The organism is Kribbella sp. NPDC050241, from assembly GCF_044459685.1.
Taxonomy (GTDB): domain Bacteria; phylum Actinomycetota; class Actinomycetes; order Propionibacteriales; family Kribbellaceae; genus Kribbella.
Genome location: NZ_JBITJE010000014.1, coordinates 62396 through 83631 on the forward strand (window position 1 = coordinate 62396; position 21236 = coordinate 83631).

A 21236-nucleotide genomic window follows, 5' to 3' on the forward strand; every position below is an offset into this window, starting at 1 on the left:
TGTGCGACGCGGTGACCGTGGCTATTGATTGGCATTCGTAGTCAACAGCGGATTAAAGGAGCAATGATGCCCTGGTAACCCGCCTCTCTAGGCGTCAGAGCCCTCAGTTTGAAGACCTTCTGCCCCCACCAGTTGACTGAGTTCGACTCCATTTCGCACCACGATTGATCCCACGGCCGATGCAGTAGCGCCTCCCGCCGCCCAGCCATGCGAGCGTCCGAATCGGACTCTCCCGGGTCAAGGGCGCGCCATCGCCGCGAGGCGTAGGAGCGAGCCAGCGGCGTTCACCGCCCGCACCGGCTCTCGAGGTCTTTGGCAGAGCCAAGTAGTCGCCTCCGGGGGACTCTCCCGGCGGGTAAGCCGCTTCGGTGTGGGTGTGGTGAGCGATGCTGTCTACACCTGCATCTACCGCCAGGAGGCGACCAATGGTCCAAAGAGTCGAGATCCTGCTGACGGATGACCTCGACGGCAGCAAGATCCCTACCGGCAAGGGTGAAACGGTGCACTTCGCGCTCGACGGCGCGTCGTATGAGATCGACCTCCGCACCCGGCACGCGGCAGTGTTGCGCGCCGCACTCCGGCCCTACGTCGATGCAGGCCGCCCGATCAGGAACGGACGCGGCCGGAGGGTCACCCGCAGCAAAATCGCTGCGGATGCTCGCACAGTCAAGGAGTGGGCTCGGGCGAACGGGTACGAGGTCAATGAGCGCGGGCGGGTGCCGGCCAAGATTCGGGAGGCCTTCGACGCCGCCAACCAGCTGTAACGCCGAGCCCACCAATCGCGATCGCCTGACGAAGGGGGGAATCATCAGGTGGACATCGTCGTAGCCATCATCAGCGGCGTGGTGAAACTGACCATCGCGATGATGCAGATCATGGCCAAACTCGTCATGTTCGGCATCCGCGAAACGCAGCGAGCCATCGCCCAAGCCCAACGCAACCAGGCGCGCAAGCGGTAAGCCCGGAAACACATCCGCATACTCAACGATCCCGGAACCGCACTCCCGGGGGTCCTTCTGTGTCTAGAGTCGGACCAGCGGGGCGATCAGCTCGACGACGCCGACCGCGCGGCCCGGACCAGTGTCCAAGGCCCACTCTGCCATCCTTGAGCGTCGGGAGTACCGCCGCGGACGCCTCTGCCAGCACGAGTTGACTCCAGTTCGCGTCATGAACCGTGTCACGGGATGCCGGGGCCGCCGGCAGCTCGGCAACATCCCTAGGTGATCGACTAGCCCAGCGCGCTGGGCGCGCGAGAGTCAGCCCAGGCGAGGACCTAACTTGTGCCAAGTTAGTGCGCACCGTCGCGGCCGTGGATCGTTTCGCAGGGCTTCGCGCAGGTCGTCGGGTAGTGGGTCGGCGGCGGTGATGGTGTGGGCGCCGGCCTGGATTTTCGATGGTGTGGTATCGGCGGGTGGTGGGGACGAACTTCTTGATCGACCATCCGGTGGTGTCCTCGATCCAGCGTGACACCGCGAGGCGGCGAACATCGATTGTTGATTCGAACGATCGGGCGGAAGTAGCCCGCATGTCCCCGAACAGTGGTCACGTCGTGGGTTGCGCGGCTTCACCCGCACCGGATGATGCCTGTCCTGGCGGCCCGGACCAGTCTGGTTGGGCGTACCCGGGCGCTGCTGAGGGGTACGAGAAGCCCGCACAGTGAACAAGGGAACACGAATGAGTGCTGAAGGTCAGCGCGAGACGTTGTGATCCCGCGTCAGTACCCGCACCCCTTCCCTGGATCGGAGCCTCATGACCACGAACACACCCGAGGCCACCCCGGCGGCGCAGAAGCCGACCATCGTCCTCATTCACGGTCTTTGGCTCACGCCGCTCAGCTGGGAAGGCTGGAAGGAGCGCTTCGAGTCGAAGGGCCACACCGTGCTGGCACCGGCCTGGCCGGGACTCGAGGGAACGGTGGAGGAGGTCCGCCAAAACACCTCCAAGTACGAGCGGCTCGGGATCAAGGAGATCACCGACCACTACGACCGGATCATCCGCGGTCTCGACGCCCCGCCCATCATCATGGGCCACTCGTTCGGCGGCCTCATCACGCAGCTCCTGCTGGACCGCGGCCTTGGCGCCTCGGCCGTGGCGATCAGCCCGGCGCAGATCCACGGCGTATACGCCCTGCCCCTCGCCCAGGCCAAGGTCGCGTCGGTGGCGCTGAAGAACCCGGCCAACCGCCACAGGACTCAGATGCTCACACCGGAGGAGTTCCACTACGGCTTCACCAACACGCGCACACTCGAGGAGTCGAGACCGATCTACGACAGGCTCGCTGTTCCGGGGCCGGGGCGCCCGCTTTTCCAGGCGGCGCTCGCCAACTTCACACCGCATGCGGTGACGAGGGTTAACCGGCACAACTCGAGCCGCGCGCCGCTGCTGTTCCTCGCCAACGGTAAGGACCACACCGTGCCCGCGGTGTCGACCCGCGCCGCCTACAAGATCCAGAAGAAGACGGGCGCACTCACCGAGCTCAAGGAGTACCCCGACCGCTCCCATTCCACATTCTCCCAGGACGGCTGGGAAGAAGTGGCGGACTACTCGCTCGATTGGGCCGTGCGCAACGCGCGAACCTAGCCGCAGGCCGTGATCTGGTGGCGTGGTGGTCGTGGACGTGGCGCGGCGACCTTTTGATGATCCGGAGCCCTGTGGACTACAGATAATCTCACTCTGGCCGCCTGCTACAGCGCAGAGGCTGATCGGGCAGCGCGGCCCGCAGCTCAGCGGATGATGCTCGGTTCAGGAAACCGACGCGCCCGTCGACACAGGCATCTCTAGGCGTATGTCGGAATCACCAGTTCGGCAGTTCGTGACTCTAGTCGACTCTGATCGACGCTCCTTCGTTCCCAGGCTGTTCCCGGCTGAGCATCGAGTCTGGGCGTACCCCGCGGCCGCAGAACACTGAACAGCATCCGTGTCCCTGTCCACCGCTCTACCGACACCGCCGTCCCAGTAAACGTCCGCATATACGGGCTGAGGGAGACGCTCTAGTGTTCAGGGACGATGAGGCGCGCGAGGTGAAACCTGCATGACGACATCGCTGTGGCTTGCCTTGATTTCGAGCTTCTCGCGCCTCGCCGGCGTGGCGCTTGGCGCCGCACTCACAGGTCAGGCCCAGAGACGGCAGTGGACGAGAGACAGACAGGTCGGCGCCTGTACCGCGATCGTCGTTCAGTCGACTCGAGTGCAGCTTGCGCTGCGGCAACAATGGCGCCGCGCACAGCGCGTGGATTGGGCGCCCTGGAACGAGGCGCTGGCTGAGATCAGCCTGATCGTCGCCACCCCAGCGGGAGTCGAAGCAGCCGGTGAGATGGACGAATTGTTCTGGCAGAACAGTGAGATGGTCGTCCGAGGTGAACTCAACGACGAGACGGCCTGGGAGGCTGCCTCCCAGCGCATGGAGGCTGCCCGACTCAATTTCATCAACACCGCGAAGAGGCACGTCATCGGATCACGCAGTCGCCTGAACCGCCTGCCGATCCGCCGCCCACAGTCGCCGGACGGTTGGCCGGCCAGCCCTTCACCCGCCACCTTAAACTCGACCACCGGGGAGAGCGGAGGGGGCTCGAACCTGTGACCAAGGGGATTATGAGAGCCATGCACCCCCACGCCGGTCAACTCCAAGCGTCGGCCGCGCAGGTGCGCACGATAACCGACTTCAGCCAGCCCAGTTGACGGGACTTCATGTCACAAGCCATGTCATGCCTGGCGCAGCTAAGCCCTCCGCCGAATGTGCCTCTTCGACACCTGGTGGCAACTCCTTGAAGATTCCTGCCAGCCTTCAAGCGCAGCATGCGCCTGGGGGTCCGGCTTTGTAGGCGATCCAAATCTCGCTTCGCTATCTCGCCTCCTCAGGCATGTTGCCGTGGCAGTCCATCGGGGAGTGCGGTCAGTTGTCGAAGCTGGCGAGTCGTTGCTGGTTCGCGTCGCGGCGCCGCTGAGCGAGGGTGGCGTTGCGGATGGCTCGGTCTCGTGCAGCTGTGAGCCGTCTCGTCTGTCGGCTGGCGTCGCGGAGTTGCTGGCGGGCTTGCTCGAGTTCTTCGTTGAGACGCTGGATGGTCGTGGTGAGGTCGGCGATCAGGTGTTCGTGCGCGTCGAGATGTGCTGCGGCGTTGATCCGTTGGGCCTCGGCCGCGGTGTAGTCGGTCTCGGCTTCCTGCGCGCGGGATGCCAGTTCGGCGCGCCGACGCCGAAGCGTGGTGTCGACCGCGGACGGTTTCCTGACCGGTTTGGCTGCTCGTTTGGCTGGCGGCTTGGGGCGGCTGCGCACGACACGGGGCCTGACCGGTGCGAGCTGGGCCGGTTCCCCGGTCTCGTCGACGACGCCGAACCCGACATGGCGTAGCGCGCTGGTCAGTTGCCCGGACCGCACGAGCTGTGCGGCCCCTGGATCGACCAGCGCGGCATCGAGGGTCTCGGTCAGCCGCTGCGCGATCTGGTCGCTTACCGGGTGGCCTTGCTCTTGGGCCAGCTCGCGCGCTGTCTGGACGACTCGCTGAACGAGGCGGTGGCGCCGTGGCGTCAGCCGGCGTAGCTGTGCGCCGTCGCCGGACACGTGTGCCTGGCGCAACTGTTCGCCAAGCTCGGTGAGGTCGTGAATGCCGTCCGGATCGGCGCGAACCAGCTGGTTGACCAGCCACGCCGCGATCGTCGGCTTGCGCAAGGCTTTGATCGACTCACCCGTGCTGGCGTCGCCGCCGTCCTTGGCGGCCTTCGCGGCTGCGTTGCGGGCAGCAGTGAACTGCCCGGGTGGCAGCCCGTACAGCTCGACCGCGGCCGCGTCGACGTCCATGTCCTCAACCATGCGGCGGCTAGGCGGACTGCGGCAACGCCAAGCCACGGCGACCCCCGCTGGTTGCGGACCGCTGAGGCGGTTCTGGTCAGCAGGTGGACTTGACGGTGGTGGTGAGAGCCGCCACGGCGCCCTCGAAAGCCTGCGCCGCCGCAGCGGCCGCGGTCACGCTGGCGCCTGACGGGTCGGACTTGGCGGTCGTGAGGCTGGACTTCAGCGTGTTGAGCGCCGTGTCGACCGCCCCGAGCTGGGACGAGAAGTCCGACTTCGCGTCGGTCTTGACCTGCTTCAGGTTGGTCTCGACAGTAGCTAGTCCGTTCTGCAGGTCGGAGACGCCGGTCGACGAGGTCACATCAACCTTCTTGACGTCGTCGACCGACGTCTTCAAGGTGTCGACTGAGCCGCACACGGCGGCTTGGTCGTTACTACAGCCCACCAGTGAAACGCCTAGCACCAGAGCCGCTACGGCACTGACGATGGAAGATCTCATCCGCCGGTCACCCCCTCGAGATTCGCGAACCTGTACACGAGGATCGTTCCGCTTGTACGGCGGCTCCACATCATCCACATCGCATGATGTCGACCCATCCGTACGCCGAGGTGAGATCCGGCCACCCAGCGTCACCATGGTCAGCGGGCCGCCCGGACCGGAACCCGTTGCCGTAGTCAAAGATCGCCGGTGCCCGCGGAACGCCGGAGAAAGCGTCGGTTCTGTGCGATCACGTAGACAAGCGCGGCGAGTGTGCGGTCTGCAGGGGCGCAGTAGTGCACCACTTCGTTGGGGCACCTCTTGCCGCGGACAGCGGTCGACCGCGCAGCCCTGGCCAGCGGAGCAAGCAACCGTCGTTACTTCGCTCGGACGGGTGCCGTCGGCTACAGCAAGAGCGACGGTGAGGACAGGCGAAGAAAGCCAGCAACGGATGTACGTCGCTCTGCCGCTACCCGACACTGCCTGGCCCGAGTCCAGATCGTCGCGGCTGCGGGCATTCTCCACCTGCACGGGACCGGGTGGTGCGGCGGTGACGCAGCCGCAGTCGGGTCCGCAGGCGCCGGCGGGCGCGGGACCGGACAGGTCGACGTGGACCTCCGCCAGGTGGGCGTTGAACGCGGTCAGTTCCGCGATTCGCCGGTCGGTGTCGGCGATCCGCGCCTCGACGAGCCGCAGCAGCTGTTCACGGACGGTGGCGCAGATGTCCTTGTCCCGAGCGTCGAGCAGGTCGCGGATCTCGTCGAGGCTGAGGCCGAGATGTTTGGCTGAGGCAATGAAGGTCAGCCGGTCCACGGCGCTGTCGTCGTAGACCCGGTAGCCGGCCGGGGTACGTTCGGCAGGCAGCAGCCCCGCCGATTCGTAGAACCGCAGTGTGGTGGCCGGGACGCCGCAGCGTTCGACCAGCTGCGAGATGCGGTAGGTACTCACCCCCCGACCGTAAACCTTCGACCCGACTCGAAGGTCAAGCGGCGGTGACATTCACGACGGTCACATGCATGCCGATCATCGGGTCGCCCGATCGCCGCCTGCGCTGCTCACGGATGCGCTCCCGACTTCGGGTCCAGGCCGGCGCGGACGCGGTCGTAGCGGTTCAGACGAGTGGTGGTCAGGGTCCTGATCAGCGTTCTGGTCGGATGGCCAGCGCGGCGGTGTCGGCTCTTGTCGCGGCGCGGGCGGCGAAGGCGTCCAGGACCGCGGTGTGCGCAGCCGGGACGGTGACCTGAATCGCTACGGTGTCACCCGCGCCCTGTGCTGCGGCCTGTGTCGCAGCGGGAGCGAACTCGAACCCGAAGAACGAGCAGCAGCTGCTCTCCCGGTCAGCCAGCTCCGTCGCCCGGGCCGCTGCGTTGGCATCCACGGTCAGTCGCAGAGTGGTCGGACTGAGGCGGTCCACGGCGCGGACAGCGATGGCGAACAGGTCATCGAACTCGACGACCCGGAACGGCTGCTCGGCAGTCGGCAGCGTGCAAGAGGACCGAACCCAGTCCAGGCCGAGAACGGCGTCATTTGAGGTGCGCATCGCCCGACCGTAGACCCGTACCTCAGTACCGGATGCAACCCTTACTCAGCCCGCGCCGCCAACGACCGGCTGGTTGGCGCAGATGGTGCAGTGGCCGGTGTGGGATGCCTCAAGCACGGTCATCGTGTTCTCGCGAACCTGCTGGAGATGGGCGAGTCTGGTGTCGATGCGGTTGAGCACCTGCTCAAGTCGCCAGCGTTGGTTGGCGCAGGTCGCGTCGCCGTCGTCGAGGCTGCGTAAGGCATCGACGACTTCATCGAGGGTGAAACCCAAAGCCTGCAAGGACTTCGCCAGCCGGATTCGATCGGCAGCCTCGGAGGTGTAGCGGCGATACCCCGACGATTCCCGTTGCGGGGTGGGCAGGACGCCCCGTCGCTCGTAGTAGCGAACGGTGTCGACAGTGACGCCGGAGTCGTGGGCGACCTGGCCGATCTTCATCCCCAACCCCTCACGATCGGTCTTGACTCTGGACCTAGGACCAGACTTTACAGTCGCAATCACGGGGACACCAACACCTGATCGCGAGGAGAAGATCGTGACCGCCACCCATGAGATTCCGCCCGAGGCACCCATCGTGTGCACAATCCGCCCAGGCGACGACGAGCAGGCGCTGATGGACGCCTACCGCGGACTGTTCGCAGACTCGTTCGTCAGTGGGGAGCGCACCGAATGGGGCGTGCGTTGGACGTTCCGCCGCGACGAAGGCCTTGAGGAGCGGGTGCGTGCCCAGGCGGCGTTCGAGCAGCGCTGCTGTGCATTCCTGCGGATGGCGATCAACGTTGCGGACGGCATGGTGGTCTGGGATGTCATCGGACCGGCGAACGCGAAGGCATTTCTCGACGAGTATGTCCAGTTACCGCAGACCGCGTTCGGCACTGTCGAGGCGCTCCGCGATCGGACGATCGCCACCGGCCTGATCCTGAACGACCAACACTAGACGTCAAGGCTCGAGGCTCGAGCTCGGGGAACAGCACCCTCCATCGCAGCCCCGACTCGAACTGCACCACGAGACCCGGCGCAGCCACTGGCACACCCACACCCTCCCGCGACACCACACGGTTGCCCAACTGGTGCTCGGAAGACTTCAGTCAACTAGTCACATGCTCCTCGTCGGGAAACCACACCTGCCATCGCAGACCCTGCTTGGACTCGACAACCCGCCCCAGCCCGTCACCCGACACCAGCACACCCTCTCCAGCCACCGGCCAACTGCGCCAATCGGCGCACGAAAGAGTTCAGTCAACTAGCCGCGTCGCGATCGTCCGCGCCGGTGACTTGAGACTCAGGCTGTGTGAAGGCCGAATTCGTTGCTGTTTGGGTCGGCCATTTCGACGCGGTCAGCCCGGTCGGCAAGACGGGTCGCACCGAGTGAGACCAGTCGTTCCGCCTCGCTGGTGGGGTCCGCGGTGACCAGGTCGAAGCGCTGCCGGTTCCTTGCGTTCTTGGGTTGGATCGGCGATCCGCCCCATGAGTCCCATGAGATCTTGGTGCCGCCGAGCGGCGACTGGACCGCGGTCTGCTCGTTCTTGTCCAACACCAGCGGCCAGCCCAGCGCGTCGCGCCAGAATAGGCCGACGTCTCGTGTTCCGTCACAGGTGACCTCGCCGAGGTAGCCGGTGCCGGCCAGATAGTTGTTGCCCGGCTCGATCACACACAGCTCGTTGCCGCCAGGGTCGGCCAGTACGACGAACTTGTCGTCGGGTCCTTGACCCACGTCAATGTGGCGGCCGCCCAGGCGCAGCGCTGTCTCGACGGTTCGCTGCTGGTGTTCAAGGCTGGTGCTGGTCAGGTGCAGATGCAGCTGTCGCGGGCCAACCTGCAAGGGGTCGGAGGTGACGAAGCGGAGCCCGACCTGCGTCTTGTCACCTGGTACCAACGCGCCGCCGGGCTCCGTGACGACCTCTCGGTCGAGCAGCCCGGCCCAGAAGGCCGCCACCGCAGTTGCGTCGGCCACGTCGAAGACCACTGCTTCCAGTCGTAGAGCCACCTCTGCACCCTAGGACGGGCTCGTGGCCTTGGCGATTGGTTTGTGCAGAGATCGAATAGGCTGCCCCGGTCTCCGAGGGTGACGTGGTCGTCGTGGTGCCCTTGCCAGGAACGCGTAGCTCGAGAAAATCGAGAGCCCCAACTGAGACCCTGGTCCGGCCAGCGTACCCAAGTGCGCGGACCGGCCCGTGGGCGGCCGTTCCCGTCCGGAAGGGGATCGCTCGTCGCGGCAACATCCGGCGCCGGGGGTGGCTCGCGATCCGCGGTGATGTCTTCCCGCGCGACTACCTGGAAGGCCCCCGCTCGCCTATGCGGCGCACACGCCGTGGACCGTCATCTCTCGGAGAGTCGCCCGTTCAGGCTCTGAGCGAGGGAGGGCCAAAATCGCTGTGCCCAGTCAAACCAGCTCTCATCCCCGGGCGGCGGGGAGGGCAGAAACGAACCGGAGAGCTCGTCTGCGTCGGGGACCTCGAACTGCTCTCTCCAGGGGTCGAGCTCCGCCTCGGCCATAGGGAATGTCTGCTCTGGCGTGTGTTTCCAGCGGTTCTGAATCCGGCTCCATTGCACCTCGCGTTCCACAGGCAGGTACACGATCTCACAGGACGCTCCCACTGAAGCGGCCATCCAGCGCAGGGCGGAGCGCTCATCACGCGACCACAGACCGAAGTCAAGAACGACGCTGAGCCGCAGGCGCAGGGCGTCAATGGCCAGTGCGACGAGTCGGCCCTCCAGCAGCCACCGCTTGCCGCCGGGCTCCTGGTGACGGTCTTCTTGGCCGAAGAGCGTGAGCGCCCAGTCGTCGGCGGTGAGCTGCAGGGCTCCGCGCTCCGCCGCCAGCTCCCCCGCTCGAAGGGTCTTCCCGGACCCGGGAAGACCTACCATCAACAACAGTGTGGGCGCCTGCTCCGCCTGCGTGTCTCTCACAGTCGCATGCATGTGGTCCATGGTGCCTGCCACTCGCCGACGAGCATCCAGGGGTGGGCGAGCACCGCATCGCCCGCCATGGTGACAGCTAGGGCCGTCGGCGATTACTCGAACTGGTGTTCTAGTCTGAAGGGATGGGGACGAGTCAGTTCGGTTCGGCCGACCCGTCTACGAGCGGCAGAGGACTGGCGATCAGACCCTCGTAGGTGAGCGCCGGTTGGGAGCCTGCGGCGTCTCGATGGGCGCGTGCGGCCTCCCACTGGAGTTCGGTGAACCGTCGGCGCGGTCGGCGGGCAGGTCCCGCGGGTCGTCGCTTCGCCGTAGAGGGCGTGGAACTGTTCTTCGAGGACGATCAGCGACTGGCTGTCGCAGACGAGGTGGTCGATCACCAGGCCCGCCAGGGTTTCGGACGGTGTCTCGCACACCGTCGCGGTGGCCACCGCCTCGCCCGGTGATGTGGGGACGGCGAGCCGGCCCTCGATCGCTGTCGTGTGTTCTGTCTCCGGCCGGCGCACGACAGTGATCTGCGGGACCTTACTCGACCGGGCCAGGCCGAGTTGGACGCCGTGCAACAGCCCGAGTTGCGAATGATGCCGGAAGAGAGCGGCCAAGGCGGCAACTGCGCGTGGCATCGAGTCGGCACCGGCGGTAAGGCGCCAACCGATGTAGGTTCGCTGCGGAAAGGGCTGCGTGCTGTTGTCCCTCGGGTGCTTGTCGCGTTCGAGACGCGCCAGTTGAGCGGGGGACGGGCGATGGAACGTGAGGGGTCGGCAGGCGACAGTACCTCGGGCTCACTCATCGGAACCGTCCAGGAAGCGCCGCGCCTCGGCCAGCCCACCGTCCCAGTCGGCGCGCACCTGCGCCATCAACGCCGGAACGACGTAGTCGAGTGACCGGCGACCCTCGCGACAGTTGAACACATGCAGCCCGGCCGTTCCGAGAACCACTGCGAGGACGCCGCTCAGCTCCTGGTCCGGGTCCGCACTTCCCACGTAGAGGCTGCGTGCTTCAGCCTCTGAGATCCGGAGACGACCGACCAACAACAGCACCACTTGCCGACGGTTGCCGCCGACGAGGAGTGCCTCGAGGCGCGGCGCCGTCGACCAGTGCTCGTTGAGTCCGGGGAACTCCTCGTCCAGTTCCCTGCGCATGACGCCCTGGACGTCGAGCACTCCGTCCACCACGTCGGCCGGCGTTGCGCCGCCACCGATGAACTTCACCTTGCCCGCGCTCGACGAGGTCTTCCCGACATCAGCGAGGAGCGCACGTCCGTCGCTGGTGATGGGCAGCACGTTGACCGCAACCGGGCAGCAGGTGTCGGCCGCCGGGAGATCCTGTTCGCGGTTGGCCAGGTAGTGGGCGAAGGTTGTGCAGCCTAGGTCGCCGACCCAGCGTCCCTCAGTGGAACGCAATCCCGACAGGGACAGCAGTTCACCGTTGTGAAAGGTGGGATTGTCCCTGGCCTTCTCGGTCCAGGTACGGTCGACGACCTCGCGACCCTCGGCGCTCAGGGAGATCTCCCCCCTGACGATCAGATCGAGATCGTGGTCGATGGTGAACACTCTGGCGGTGGACGTGCTTGTCATGCACAGGTACCAATCGATGTCGTAGCGGTAGTTGATCTGCAGGTCCACGCTGCGGACGAGGCGGCGCGCGTGTCCGACTCCGGCGGACGAGGAGCCGACGCCGGCAGCACGCGGATTCGCTGCCGAAGCGCTGAGACCGCTGAAAAGCTCCGCGTGGTCGTCAGCCACAGCCGACCAGGAGTACCTCGCCTCGACATCGGAGCGGTTAGTAGCGAGTTTGTCCATACATGTGAGGGCGCGGGCGATTTCGTGCCGCTTGGCGCGCAGCGGCCCAATCGAGAAGATCGCGACTGCTCCTAGTGTGGGCAGATAGAACGCGCCCAGACCTGCCTCGCCGGACTTGGGGAACAGGTGAGCCTGCTTGCTCCAGGCAACGACAGCGAGATTGCCGTCCGCCCGATGATGTCCACGCGCTCGATGTATTCCCACGGCATCCAGGCGGCGTGTCTCGGGCTGGCGAACGTGGACCGGCACGTCCGCTGGGTCGGCGGCACCGTCTCAGCCGGGGACCGCCCAGGTGGCGGTGCCCGCTTCGTCGTCCGTGTCCCGCTGGTGCGCCCTACCTGACGTCCACCACCCGCAGCCAGCGGAAGGCCGAGCCGACGGACTGATACGGCGAGATGAACGCGACCCGCACGTCTACGTCGGATCGCGCGAACCAGTTCGTGTAGTAGTACCCGGTGCCGGTCGTCGTCGCGGTGGCGACCGTGCTGTACGGGACCGAGGTCTGGCCGTGCGGCCGGGTCTGCACGACGACCTGCTGACCGGCGAACGGGCCTGTGGCACCCGTCGTGTACATCGCCGTCAGGTGGCCGTACGTCGACATCTTCGTACCCGGCCGGATGACCGTCGCGTTGGTCGCGCCGGCGGACCCGGTGATGGTCGCCGGCCGGGCGGTGACCGTGACCGGGCTGACCTCACGATCGATCGGCAGGTTGTCCGGGCCGGTTCCGGCGAGCTCGACCCGCAGTCGGTAGGTGCCGGCGGTATCTGGCTTCCACCAGCGCGTGAAAGTGCCATCGGCGGCCGGGCTGCCGAAGGACTGCGTCCAGGTCCACGACGCGCCGTCCCACCGCTGCAGGTTGGTGAACACCGTCGTCGGGAAGGCCTTGGCGCTGACGCGCCACCACACCCCGATGTAGCCGCGTGTCGAAGCGATCAGCGGCGAAAGGCTCGCGAGCACCCGCGCGGTCACGGTGCCCGACCCGGCCGGGCCGTAGTCGGCGCTTTGGACCACCGCGACCCTGAACAGGACGGGTGCGGAGATCGGGAGCTGGAACCGGTAGCGCCCGGTCGTGTCCGTCCTGCCCGATCCGAGCAAGTGCAGCTCGGCGCTCTGCGCCCCGCCGCCGTACAGCTGCACCGTGCGGCCGGAGCTGACCGCGAGGCTGCCGGTGGATGTGTAGTTCCGTACCACTCCGGTGACCGTGGTCTTGGTCGGGCTGGTCACCCGCGCCGGCTGCTCGATCGTCGCGGTGGTGCCGCGACGGATCCGGAACGGCACCGACACAGCCATCGACTCGGCCCCGTGCGTCACCTTGGTCACGACCCAGTCCCCGGCGCCGTTCACGAGCGGGATCGGCAGGGTCGCGGTGATCGCGATCGCCGGTGGCATGCCGGTGCCGTCGCGACCGTCGAAGGCGATCTCGCGGCGCAGTGACCCGTCGGTCTTCTGCACGGTGGCCGTCACCCCCGAGCAGTAGTCAGGCGGATACCAGTCCCCGGAGTAGGCGATGAACATCGTCGCCTGTCCGTCGCCGGCCAGCAGGTCGGGCACCACACCCTCGGTGTGAATGTCACCGAGGACCGGCGGGTGCAGGCATTCGTCGACGGCGTGGGCAGGGGTGCTGCCTACGCCCAGAGTGGCCAGCGCCAGGAACAAGACTTGCGCGAGCGTGACAGTGCGCAACCGGGACATCGCAACCCCTCCCAAGGTGGTCCTACCAACCTCGATGCACGCTCCGGCCAGAAAGTTGTCAGCCCTGCCGCTGGGGATGCGTCTGGGGATGAACTCTGGGCTGGTAGCGGCAACCAGAGTAATCTCCGAGCGCACCAAAGTTGCCCAACGATGGCTCAGTTAATCGCAGTTTAGGCGGTCCAACGGCTTCCTAACCATGTGCCGCAGGTTCGAATCCTGCCGGGGGCAACCACCAAACGTGCAGGTCAGGGGACGATTGGGCGCAGAGAGGCCCACGAAGGACCGGCGATCGTGGGGCCGAAGTCGAGGCGATTCGTGTTGCCTGCAGTCTGCCGCGACGGCGACTCAGTCAGTCAGCGCGCTCAGGACCGGTGGCGGCGGCGGTTGCGACAAGGATCATCTGGTTGTCGGTCGTGTACACCATCGGGCTCCAGCCGCGGGAGCGCAGGTCGGACTCGAGCTCGTCGACGCTCCAGTACCGTTTCAGCACGGTGAATTGGCGCCCGTCGGCCAGCTGGCGCTGCTCCGGTCGCCCGCCTGACGGTTGGGGCGACGGCGAAGTGCTGTCGATGACGAAGGCTCGGCCACCAGGTTTCAGCGCTGACCGGACCCCGGACCAGAACTCTGCCAGTCGATCGTCGGGGACGTGCGACAGCCAGTAGGTGAACATCACCACGTCATACGCCGCCGACGGGGGTTGCCAGTCGAACAGATCGGCCACGACGTATTCGATGTTGAGTGGTGCCCCGGCGAGTCGTTCGCGGTTGTGCTCGATGACCTCCGGTGAGGCGTCGACGGCGGTGACGTGTTGGGCGTGTCCGACCAGATGCCGGGTCCACAGCCCGGTGCCGCAGGCCAGCTCGAGCACCCGTCCTGTCGGAGCGAAGTCCCGCAACGCTGTCTCCGCCTGGGCGACGTCGTGGAACCACTGCCGCTCTAGCTCGGGTGGCAATGCGTACTGCCCTCGACGGACCCACCACTCGTCGTACTCTCCGGCGCGCTCCCGGTAGTACTCGATCTGCTCGGCGATGGCTTCGTCCACCCGCGCAACAATAGAGCCCAAGTCATGCCGCAGCCACGTCGAGCATCTGCCCGCCTGGGCCGGTGCCGGCCCCGAACGCCGCAGTGGGCTATGTCGGTCTGGCGTTCAGCTGAGTCATCAGCTCGCGGTTGGCCGGCCGGCGGCGAGCTCCTGGTGCGTTCCTCGAGCTGCCGTTTGGTCGGCCCCGTGGGACTCGAACCCACAACCCGCAGTTCAAAAGGGGCAATGATGCCTTAGCAACCAGTCTCTCCAGGCGTCAGAAGTCCGTGTTCGAAGGGACTCTGACCCCTCCAGTCGACCTCTTTCGACTTCATTTCGCACCACGTTTGATCCCGGCCGCGAGACCTAGGTGTTCACCGCGTGGCGACGTCGGTAGATCCACATTCCGGTGAGCGCTACGCCCGCTCCGCCGAGTGCAGAGGCGCCGGCTTGCATAGTCTGAGCTCGGTTGTCGTCTGACGGACCCGGGGCTTCTGCAACAACAGCCGCCTCCGGCGGGGTCTCACGACTCCGGGATGACACAAAGTTGCGGCCAAAGACTGCCGAGTTGGCTGAACCCGAGCGGTCCTGCAGCCTCATCGTTCGACAGCTCTGGTGTTGTATCGGCGAGCCACTTCGTGATCCGCCGGCCAAGGCGGCGATTCAAGGACTGGCTTGTACGGCGAAGTTCGCGGCCATGGCATCCCACGTGGCTCCGCTCTGCGGGGTCAGCGTCAACCTCTCGTACATGCTCGCTCGCTGCGCGCGCTCCACGTCGACCCATCCAGACATTGCCGCGGCACCGATCGAGGGAACAGGCGGGTCACGGTCTGTCAGTGCCGGGACGAGATGATTCAGCACCACAAACTCAGGAAAGGTCAGAAGATGCTTCGTCAGATCATCCGGGGCGACCCCGACAGCGCCGCGTATTATGGGCTGGCCGTGATGGCGACCGGCTTGTTCTGGCCGGCGATGATTTGTTGGGGATTGGTGCCGTCCAGGTTGGCCCGCCAGATCGTTCCGTTGTAGGTGGTCCAGTAGAGGTGAGTGGCGTCGACCGCCAGCGCCACCGGGATGCCGGTCTGGTTGGTGACGATTGTCTCGGGCGTGAAGGGAACGTCGTGGAGGCTGGCGCGTACGATGGTGGTGCCGTCGTTGGTCCAGTACAGGTAGTTGGCGTCGACCGCCAGCCCTTGTGGGGCGTCCAGGCCTTGAGCGAGTTGCACGGGGCCGGTGCCGTCCAGGTTGGCCCGCATGATCGTGCCGTCGCCTTCGAGCTGGCGGTAGTTGCTCCAGTAGACGTGGTTGGCGTCGACCGCCAGCCCACCCAGCTGCGGGAGGCCTTGGGTGGTGACGATGGGGTGGAAGCTGGTGCAATCGGGCCAGGTGCCTCGCCAGATCGTCGGTCGGTCTGACGCCGTCACAGGACTCCGGTAGTAGAGGTCATTGGGGTTGTTGGGGTTGATCGCCAACTTGTCCGGACCTTCGCTGTCCGCAAAATAGCAGTCTTCTTGTACTGGGCTGTTGTAGTCAATGATGGCGGGCCCTACGTCAGGGTCGGTGGCCAAGTCCCCCAGACTGGCCACATAGAGGGCACTGTTGGCGACAGCCACGCCCACCGGGAAACTGGGGAGGCCGGACCCATCGATGACCTGGGCGTTGCTGCCGTTGGAACTGGCCACGTTGACCGAGCCGTCCTCGATGGTCTGCCCTTGATTGACCCAGTAGATGTGGCCCACCCCGGTACCGGTGAGCGCGGCGGTGGTGCTGGCGGCGGGGGTCTGGCTGGCCGCGGTCAGGTTGGCGGTGACGATGCCGAGGCTGGTGGGCGCAAAGCTCACCGTGACCGTGCAGGACGCCCCCGGGACCAGGCTGGTACCGGTGCAGGTGTCGCTGCCGGTGGTGAAGGCGGCCGAGCCGGTCACCGTCACCGTGAGTGGGCCGGTAGTGGCGTGCCCGACCGAGTTGGCCAGGGTGAAGCTCTGAGAGGCCGCCTGCTTGGTCGCCACCTCACCGAAGTCGTGCGAGGAGGGCGTGAACCCCAGCGCCGGCGCTGGGGGCGGGGTGAACGCCATCAGTTGGGGGCTGGCGGTGTTGGCGATGAAGACTTGCGGGTTGGTGCCGTCCGCCAAGTTGGCCCGGCGGATCGCACCAGTTCCGTCCCCGAGGTTGGACCAGTACACGTAAAGGGCGTCGACCGCTATCGCCTGCGGGAGGCTCTGGCCGCTGAGGAGGGTCTGGGGGTTGGTGCCATCCAGGTTGGCCCGCTTGACCGTGTTCTGGCTGCGGTTGGTCCAATACAGGTGGTTGGCGTCGACCGTCACCGCAAAGAGGCTCTGCTGGCCCTCGCCCTGGACGATGGACTGGGCGTCGGTGCCGTCGAGGTTGGCTCGCCAGATGGTCCCGTCGCCGCTGTTGGTCCAGTAGATGTGGCTGCCGTCGACCGCGATCCCGAAGGGAGTGGCCTGAGCAGTGGCGATGGCCTGGGGGTTGCTGCCGTCCCCGACGTTGGCCCGCCAGATGGTTCCTGGGGCCGAGCCCGCGGCGTAACTCGTCCAGTAGACATGGTTGGCGTCGACCGCCAGCCCACCGGTGCCGGGTGCGGCGTTGGACCCAGGGACGAGGTCCTGGGCGTTGCTGCCATCCGGGTTGGCCCGGCGGACCGCGCCGGTGTTGGTGTTGATCCAGTAAACATGGCTGCTGTCGACCGCCACCCCCAACGTGGGTTCAAACGCGGAGAGGATGTTGTGAGGGTTGCTGCCGTCCACGTCGGCCGCCCAGATGTCGTCGCCTGACCAATAGAGCTGGCCGGGCTGCGCCCCGCCGAGACCGGTCCCGGTGCCGCTGAGGGCAACAGTGGCGCTCACGCGGCCCTTGCTGGCCGCGGCCACGGTAGCGGTTGCGGTGGCCACGCTGGTGGGGGCAAACCGCACCATGACCACGCAGGACTTGCCCGGCCGGAGCCGGGTTCCGCTGCAGCGGTCGCTGGTAACGGTGAACGTGGCCGCGCCCGACAGTGTCACCTTCAGCTTGCCGGTGGCCTTCCGCCCCGTGTTGGTCAGAGTGAAGCCCCGGGAAGCGCTCTCTCCGGGGGTGACCCGCCCGAAGTCATAGGGCGAGGGGGCGAAGGCCAGCACCGGGACGCCCGGCTTGGCCACCGCGGACGTAGCCCCGGCCAGCATGGCCGTCATGGCCACCAGCGCCACCGCTACGGCCATCGCGAGCCGCCGCCACGCCCTGCCCGTTCGTCCGGGTGTGCCGGACCCTTTGCCCTGTGCGATGACGTCCCCCCAACGGGCCGGGCCGACCGTACCAAGCACCTGCCGACTGGACCTCGCCCACCCCAACAGCCTGCCGCCAGGTCACGCTGATCCGGTCTGTCCCCTGTGCCTGCCGTCCATCAAACCCCTGGCCGTCCGCATTGTCCAGGGTCGCGGCGCGGTGGTCGAGATCGGTACTTGTCTCACCGCTGACTGCGCAAAAAGGGTGAGCGTGGAATTCTTGAACACCCCGACTTTGCAACACGCTTTACGACAATCCGTCCGCGGCGTGTCGAAATCCTGGCTGGCCAGTTGACGGAGGTGTTGAGAAACGATCGATTCTCAACACCCCCACAGCTGGAGGATGCTAAGAGCAATCCCGATGAAGTCCATCGCAAGGCGCCGACTCGTCCTTCGGCGCCGTAGTGTCAGTCGCGTCCTGTAGATGTTTAGGCGCGTGTCCGTTAGCGGCAAGAGGACCTTATTTTGAACCAGAACTCGACAGACCGCACCGCGGCTGCCACTGCAGGTGTCTTGGCGGTTATGCGGAAGCGGCAACAGTGGCCCCAAGCCGTCGAACGCCTTGGGATCCTCGCCGCTTCGCGTGGGGACGGGCCCCATCGGGCCGCTGAAGCGTACGGCGAGGTGTATCGCGGACGCCGCGGGGCGATGGTCTTCGATGTGGTCGTCTCCCGGCAGCGGAAGTACCACAGCGTCGTCTTGCCTCGCGTCGAGAAGTGGGCCGCGGCAGGTGACCCCTCCTTGGCGAGGCTGGCGCAGAGCGAGGTGCAGGCCGGGCAGTTCGGGCTGCAGCGTACCGAGCCGGTAACACTTCAGACGGTGGGCGCCAACCTCCTCGCCTTCTGTCGTGACCAAGGGCTTTCGGAGGACGAAGGCTGCCGAGCGTGGGCCGACGGGGTTCAGGACCTCGAGCACGCTCCGAAGTTGGACCCGATCGTTGGTGGGGTGTCGGGGATCGGCCCGGCACTATTCGGATACATGCGAATGCGATGTGGATCCGACGCGTTGAAGCCGGACGTACGGGTCGCCGGCACACTCCGCGAGCTGGGGTTCGACGTTCCCGGCGATGAACATTCCATCCTGGTTGTGGCGCGGGCGGTGGCGGCCGAGCTCGGCGTCGGCCTGCTCGTCCTCGATCAGCTGCTGTGGGGCCGCGACGGGTGATTCTCACTGGCCAGTCACATGTACCGAACCCCTGCCCTAAGTCGGACAGCCTCCTGGCGACTCTGCGCGAACCCTCCGGTGCACCGCAAGCCGGCAGCTCCACTCCGCAGCTTCGGCGCAGGCAGTCGCGCTCCTTTCGCGGCTTGACGCCGCTGCGCGGCTACGTGCAGGCATCTTGTCGTGTGCCAGCTGATGCTTGACGGTTCGGTGCCACCTGATGGTTGACACCCTCGTCTGGGAGAAACGAAGGTATGGCGCTCGTCCGATCATGCCGATGTGCGATGGCCGCTGGAACAGCGCAGACGCTATTTCCGTCGCAGGGGCACGTCAGGCTGGCGTGCTGTGGGCTTGTTGGTAATGCGCCCACCCCAGGGCGATGGCTGAGGAGAGCAGCACGAGCGCACCCCCGATCAGGGTGAACCCGAGCCGTTCGGCGTCGGTGGTGGTCACATCTGCGATGCTGCTCGCCGTGAATAGCACGACGATGGGGGTCAGGACGAGCGTCCACACGAAGTAGGTGTGCGGACTGAGGGCGATCACCACGAGGATCACCGCCAGGAGCCCGCCGATACCGAGCACACGGCTTCGGAATCGAAGGTTGTTGCCACGATCGCGGCAATCGCGACCCCGCCGATGGTTCCGGCGATCCGAGCAAGCGTCTTCTTCACCGAGGCTCCGCCGCCGGGCTCGCTGGACACCGCCAGCACCGTCAACACCAGCCAGGCACCGTTGGACCCCGGCCACCAGATCAGTACCGCCAAGGTGCTCGCCGTGCACAGCACCGTGATCGTGATCGTGTAGACCAACGTGTCCACCCTGGCCCAAGGTTCCGCCGGCGGTAGCCGCGACGGCATCGTCAGTCTCCGCAACAACGGGGGGAAGACCAGCACCGCCCACAGCGCCCCGCCGCCCCAGATCAACATGTTCCACAACAGGTAGGAGGTCGTGGTTCGGTCATCCCCCGTGAGCCCGGTCCACGGCGGCGGGGCGATGATCAGGAACGCGACATAGAGCGGGATCAGCAACAACCCGTGGTGCAGTCCCTTGCCAGCGCTCAGCCCCACCCAGAAGCACATGATCGCCATCAGCGCTGCGCCTGCCACCGGGACTGACCCGGACACGATCGCGATCGAGGTCAACGCCGTGAGCAATCCCACAGTGAGATACGCGATCGTCCGGCCGCCGAGCATCAGGTTCTGGAAGACGGCGACGCCGCTGAGCATCGCCCACCCCGCTACCGAGGGCTCGCCGCTGATCACGGCGAACACCACGACCGGCACGTACAGCGTCACGATCAGTACGACTGCGACACCGGTCCGGCGGGCGTACACCCGGACAAGTGCCGGAGGAGCACCCTCATCCGCTCCGGAAGACGCAGCCACAGTTCCTCCATGAGGCCAACCGAACGGTCCGGCCCGTCCCCTCATCAAACTGCTCCGCAGGCGAAAGCGCCACAACTGCGCCCTTCAGACGACACTGCTTCGGGTTTGGCGCTTTCACGCAAGAACAACGTCCGCCCGTGCCGCGTTCCGCGCGGTCATACCGATGACAACCATCAACTGGCACACGACTGTCAAGCATCAGCCGTCGCAGGACAAGCCCCGCTCTCGGTGTCTTCACCAGAGCCCAAGGCATCGCCTCCGGCGGGGGCCTCACGACTCCGGTATGACGGGGTCGGAATCGGCCGGCTATCTGGGTGGGGGTCGGGGAACGGCAGACGGGAAGACGCTAGGTCGAAGGCATGGTCAGCGCGATCCGGAGTGCTCGCGGCGACTTCACGTCATCGGTCCCGATCAGAGGCTGTCAGGCGCGGCGGCTCGGCTGGCCGCCGAGGGCGTCGCGGATTCGGTTCCAGCGTTTGTTGTAGGTGGGGCCGAAGCGCTTGCCGGCTCGTTCGGTCTTGCGTTCGCCGTACCGGCGTACGGCCCAGGTCGAGCCGGGTTTGGCTAGGCGGAGCGCTCCGACAAAAGCCACCACCGGTACGACGATGCCGATCAGGCCGGTGGCCAGTTTGCCTTTGAGGAAGCACAGGATCGCCATCACGAGGTGGAATCCGACACTCGCGAAGTAGGCCCACCGCGCGAGCCCACCGCCGGCCCGTTCGGGCTCGGCTCCGATCGGGCTGGTCTGCATCAGGAGCACCACCCCCAGCGCCCCGCCCAGCAGGATCGCGTCGATGGACTTGCGTCCCTCCGGTCCCCAGTAGACGTCGTCGAGATGGAGCCACAGCGCGAACTCGTCCAGCGTCAGCGCCGCCCCCGCCCCGAACATCACTGCAAGCACCTCGGCCCAGGGAGACGCCGGGGCGTAGCGAAACTGCAGAAGCCCGGAGAGCAACACCAGCAGGATTCCCCAGACCTGGTGGTGGATGTGGACGCCACCGATGTGTACGTCGGAGAGGCCGCCATCATCGGGCTGCGCGGAAGCCTGCTTGGCGCGGATGCGTCGAGTGATGGCCCGCGCGACGGTGAACGTGAGGAGGAAGGCGAACAGCGCCCAGGCAGCCTGCGCCCGGCCAGTGTCGACGAGGTCCTGATACCAGTGCACCTACA

At 66.3% G+C, this 21236-nt stretch carries 19 protein-coding genes and 1 pseudogene; 6 read left to right on the top strand and 14 right to left on the bottom strand.

The genetic code is table 11. From position 1 onward, the window contains the following. The first annotated feature begins 425 nt into the window (after positions 1 to 425). The gene (locus tag ACIBG5_RS38640) at positions 426 to 764 is read left to right on the top strand and encodes an Lsr2 family protein (RefSeq protein ID WP_396396818.1); all 339 of its coding nucleotides are present in this window, start codon (positions 426 to 428) and stop codon (positions 762 to 764) included. A 48-nt stretch (positions 765 to 812) separates the two neighbouring features. Beyond that, positions 813 to 959 (top strand): hypothetical protein, encoded by a 147-nt coding sequence (locus ACIBG5_RS38645; protein WP_360448238.1) that lies wholly within the window; start codon positions 813 to 815, stop codon positions 957 to 959. 297 nt (positions 960 to 1256) lie between these two features. Here ACIBG5_RS38645 and ACIBG5_RS38650 read toward each other — a convergent pair. Next, positions 1257 to 1485 (bottom strand): annotated as a pseudogene (locus ACIBG5_RS38650) (hypothetical protein); the annotation flags it as partial. Positions 1486 to 1749: 264 nt separating this feature from the next. Here ACIBG5_RS38650 and ACIBG5_RS38655 point away from each other — a divergent pair. Together ACIBG5_RS38655 and ACIBG5_RS38660 are read left to right on the top strand one after the other, a co-directional pair. Next, on the top strand, positions 1750 to 2580 hold the full coding sequence (locus ACIBG5_RS38655) for an alpha/beta hydrolase (RefSeq protein ID WP_396396819.1): 831 nt from the start codon (positions 1750 to 1752) through the stop codon (positions 2578 to 2580). A gap of 451 nt (positions 2581 to 3031) precedes the next feature. Further along, positions 3032 to 3580, top strand: a complete 549-nt coding sequence (locus tag ACIBG5_RS38660) for a hypothetical protein (RefSeq protein ID WP_396396820.1) — start codon at positions 3032 to 3034, stop codon at positions 3578 to 3580. Positions 3581 to 3892: 312 nt separating this feature from the next. Here ACIBG5_RS38660 and ACIBG5_RS38665 read toward each other — a convergent pair whose 3' ends face one another. The 4 genes from ACIBG5_RS38665 to ACIBG5_RS38680 all read right to left on the bottom strand — a co-directional run bounded on the left by ACIBG5_RS38665 (position 3893) and on the right by ACIBG5_RS38680 (position 7242). Then, a complete protein-coding gene (locus ACIBG5_RS38665) occupies positions 3893 to 4795 on the bottom strand; it encodes a hypothetical protein (RefSeq protein WP_396396821.1) in 903 nt (300 codons plus the stop codon). A gap of 88 nt (positions 4796 to 4883) precedes the next feature. Further along, complete coding sequence (locus tag ACIBG5_RS38670; RefSeq protein ID WP_396396822.1) at positions 4884 to 6212, bottom strand: heavy metal-responsive transcriptional regulator; 1329 nt, start codon at positions 6210 to 6212, stop codon at positions 4884 to 4886. 190 nt (positions 6213 to 6402) lie between these two features. Next, positions 6403 to 6804 carry a hypothetical protein gene (locus ACIBG5_RS38675; RefSeq protein WP_396396824.1) on the bottom strand — a complete coding sequence of 134 codons (402 nt, stop codon included), beginning with the start codon at positions 6802 to 6804 and terminating at the stop codon, positions 6403 to 6405. A gap of 45 nt (positions 6805 to 6849) precedes the next feature. Beyond that, positions 6850 to 7242 carry a MerR family transcriptional regulator gene (locus ACIBG5_RS38680; RefSeq protein WP_396396826.1) on the bottom strand — a complete coding sequence of 131 codons (393 nt, stop codon included), beginning with the start codon at positions 7240 to 7242 and terminating at the stop codon, positions 6850 to 6852. A 97-nt stretch (positions 7243 to 7339) separates the two neighbouring features. On the opposite strand from ACIBG5_RS38680, the gene ACIBG5_RS38685 reads away from it, so the two are divergent. Next, entirely contained in the window at positions 7340 to 7741 is a 402-nt protein-coding gene (locus tag ACIBG5_RS38685) for a hypothetical protein (protein WP_396396828.1), read from the top strand. Positions 7742 to 8086: 345 nt separating this feature from the next. Here ACIBG5_RS38685 and ACIBG5_RS38690 read toward each other — a convergent pair whose 3' ends face one another. From ACIBG5_RS38690 to ACIBG5_RS38715, 6 genes are all read right to left on the bottom strand, one after another. Then, on the bottom strand, positions 8087 to 8791 hold the full coding sequence (locus ACIBG5_RS38690; protein ID WP_396396830.1) for a VOC family protein: 705 nt from the start codon (positions 8789 to 8791) through the stop codon (positions 8087 to 8089). Between the two features lie 332 nt (positions 8792 to 9123). Next, positions 9124 to 9726 (bottom strand): AAA family ATPase, encoded by a 603-nt coding sequence (locus tag ACIBG5_RS38695; RefSeq protein ID WP_396396832.1) that lies wholly within the window; start codon positions 9724 to 9726, stop codon positions 9124 to 9126. A 779-nt stretch (positions 9727 to 10505) separates the two neighbouring features. Then, positions 10506 to 11729, bottom strand: coding sequence for a hypothetical protein (locus ACIBG5_RS38700; RefSeq protein ID WP_396396834.1), 1224 nt, complete (start codon positions 11727 to 11729; stop codon positions 10506 to 10508). A 130-nt stretch (positions 11730 to 11859) separates the two neighbouring features. Next, a complete protein-coding gene (locus tag ACIBG5_RS38705) occupies positions 11860 to 13218 on the bottom strand; it encodes a hypothetical protein (RefSeq protein WP_396396835.1) in 1359 nt (452 codons plus the stop codon). A 349-nt stretch (positions 13219 to 13567) separates the two neighbouring features. Then, positions 13568 to 14260, bottom strand: coding sequence for a class I SAM-dependent methyltransferase (locus ACIBG5_RS38710; protein WP_396396837.1), 693 nt, complete (start codon positions 14258 to 14260; stop codon positions 13568 to 13570). Between the two features lie 908 nt (positions 14261 to 15168). After that, positions 15169 to 17457, bottom strand: coding sequence for a choice-of-anchor D domain-containing protein (locus tag ACIBG5_RS38715; RefSeq protein ID WP_396396839.1), 2289 nt, complete (start codon positions 17455 to 17457; stop codon positions 15169 to 15171). Positions 17458 to 18168: 711 nt separating this feature from the next. Here ACIBG5_RS38715 and ACIBG5_RS38720 point away from each other — a divergent pair. Continuing rightward, the gene (locus ACIBG5_RS38720; RefSeq protein ID WP_396396841.1) at positions 18169 to 18684 is read left to right on the top strand and encodes a hypothetical protein; all 516 of its coding nucleotides are present in this window, start codon (positions 18169 to 18171) and stop codon (positions 18682 to 18684) included. A gap of 327 nt (positions 18685 to 19011) precedes the next feature. On the opposite strand, the gene ACIBG5_RS38725 is transcribed toward ACIBG5_RS38720, so the two are convergent. From ACIBG5_RS38725 to ACIBG5_RS38735, 3 genes are all read right to left on the bottom strand, one after another. Beyond that, entirely contained in the window at positions 19012 to 19236 is a 225-nt protein-coding gene (locus ACIBG5_RS38725) for a hypothetical protein (protein WP_396396843.1), read from the bottom strand. Continuing rightward, positions 19233 to 20066: an FUSC family protein gene (locus ACIBG5_RS38730; RefSeq protein ID WP_396396844.1), complete on the bottom strand. Its 834-nt coding sequence runs from the start codon at positions 20064 to 20066 to the stop codon at positions 19233 to 19235. Before ACIBG5_RS38730 ends, ACIBG5_RS38725 begins: the two co-directional genes overlap by 4 nt. A gap of 421 nt (positions 20067 to 20487) precedes the next feature. Then, a complete protein-coding gene (locus ACIBG5_RS38735) occupies positions 20488 to 21231 on the bottom strand; it encodes a hypothetical protein (protein ID WP_396396846.1) in 744 nt (247 codons plus the stop codon). Between the last annotated feature and the right edge of the window lie 5 nt (positions 21232 to 21236).

Coding starts and splice junctions, on each gene's coding strand:
- ACIBG5_RS38640 (WP_396396818.1), top strand. CDS start 426: ATGGTCCAAAGAGTCGAGATCCTGCTGACGGATGACCTCGACGGCAGC.
- ACIBG5_RS38655 (WP_396396819.1), top strand. CDS start 1,750: ATGACCACGAACACACCCGAGGCCACCCCGGCGGCGCAGAAGCCGACC.
- ACIBG5_RS38660 (WP_396396820.1), top strand. CDS start 3,032: ATGACGACATCGCTGTGGCTTGCCTTGATTTCGAGCTTCTCGCGCCTC.
- ACIBG5_RS38665 (WP_396396821.1), bottom strand. CDS start 4,795: ATGGACGTCGACGCGGCCGCGGTCGAGCTGTACGGGCTGCCACCCGGG.
- ACIBG5_RS38675 (WP_396396824.1), bottom strand. CDS start 6,804: ATGCGCACCTCAAATGACGCCGTTCTCGGCCTGGACTGGGTTCGGTCC.
- ACIBG5_RS38680 (WP_396396826.1), bottom strand. CDS start 7,242: ATGAAGATCGGCCAGGTCGCCCACGACTCCGGCGTCACTGTCGACACC.
- ACIBG5_RS38695 (WP_396396832.1), bottom strand. CDS start 9,726: ATGCATGCGACTGTGAGAGACACGCAGGCGGAGCAGGCGCCCACACTG.
- ACIBG5_RS38705 (WP_396396835.1), bottom strand. CDS start 13,218: ATGTCCCGGTTGCGCACTGTCACGCTCGCGCAAGTCTTGTTCCTGGCG.
- ACIBG5_RS38715 (WP_396396839.1), bottom strand. CDS start 17,457: ATGGCCGTAGCGGTGGCGCTGGTGGCCATGACGGCCATGCTGGCCGGG.
- ACIBG5_RS38720 (WP_396396841.1), top strand. CDS start 18,169: ATGGTCTTCGATGTGGTCGTCTCCCGGCAGCGGAAGTACCACAGCGTC.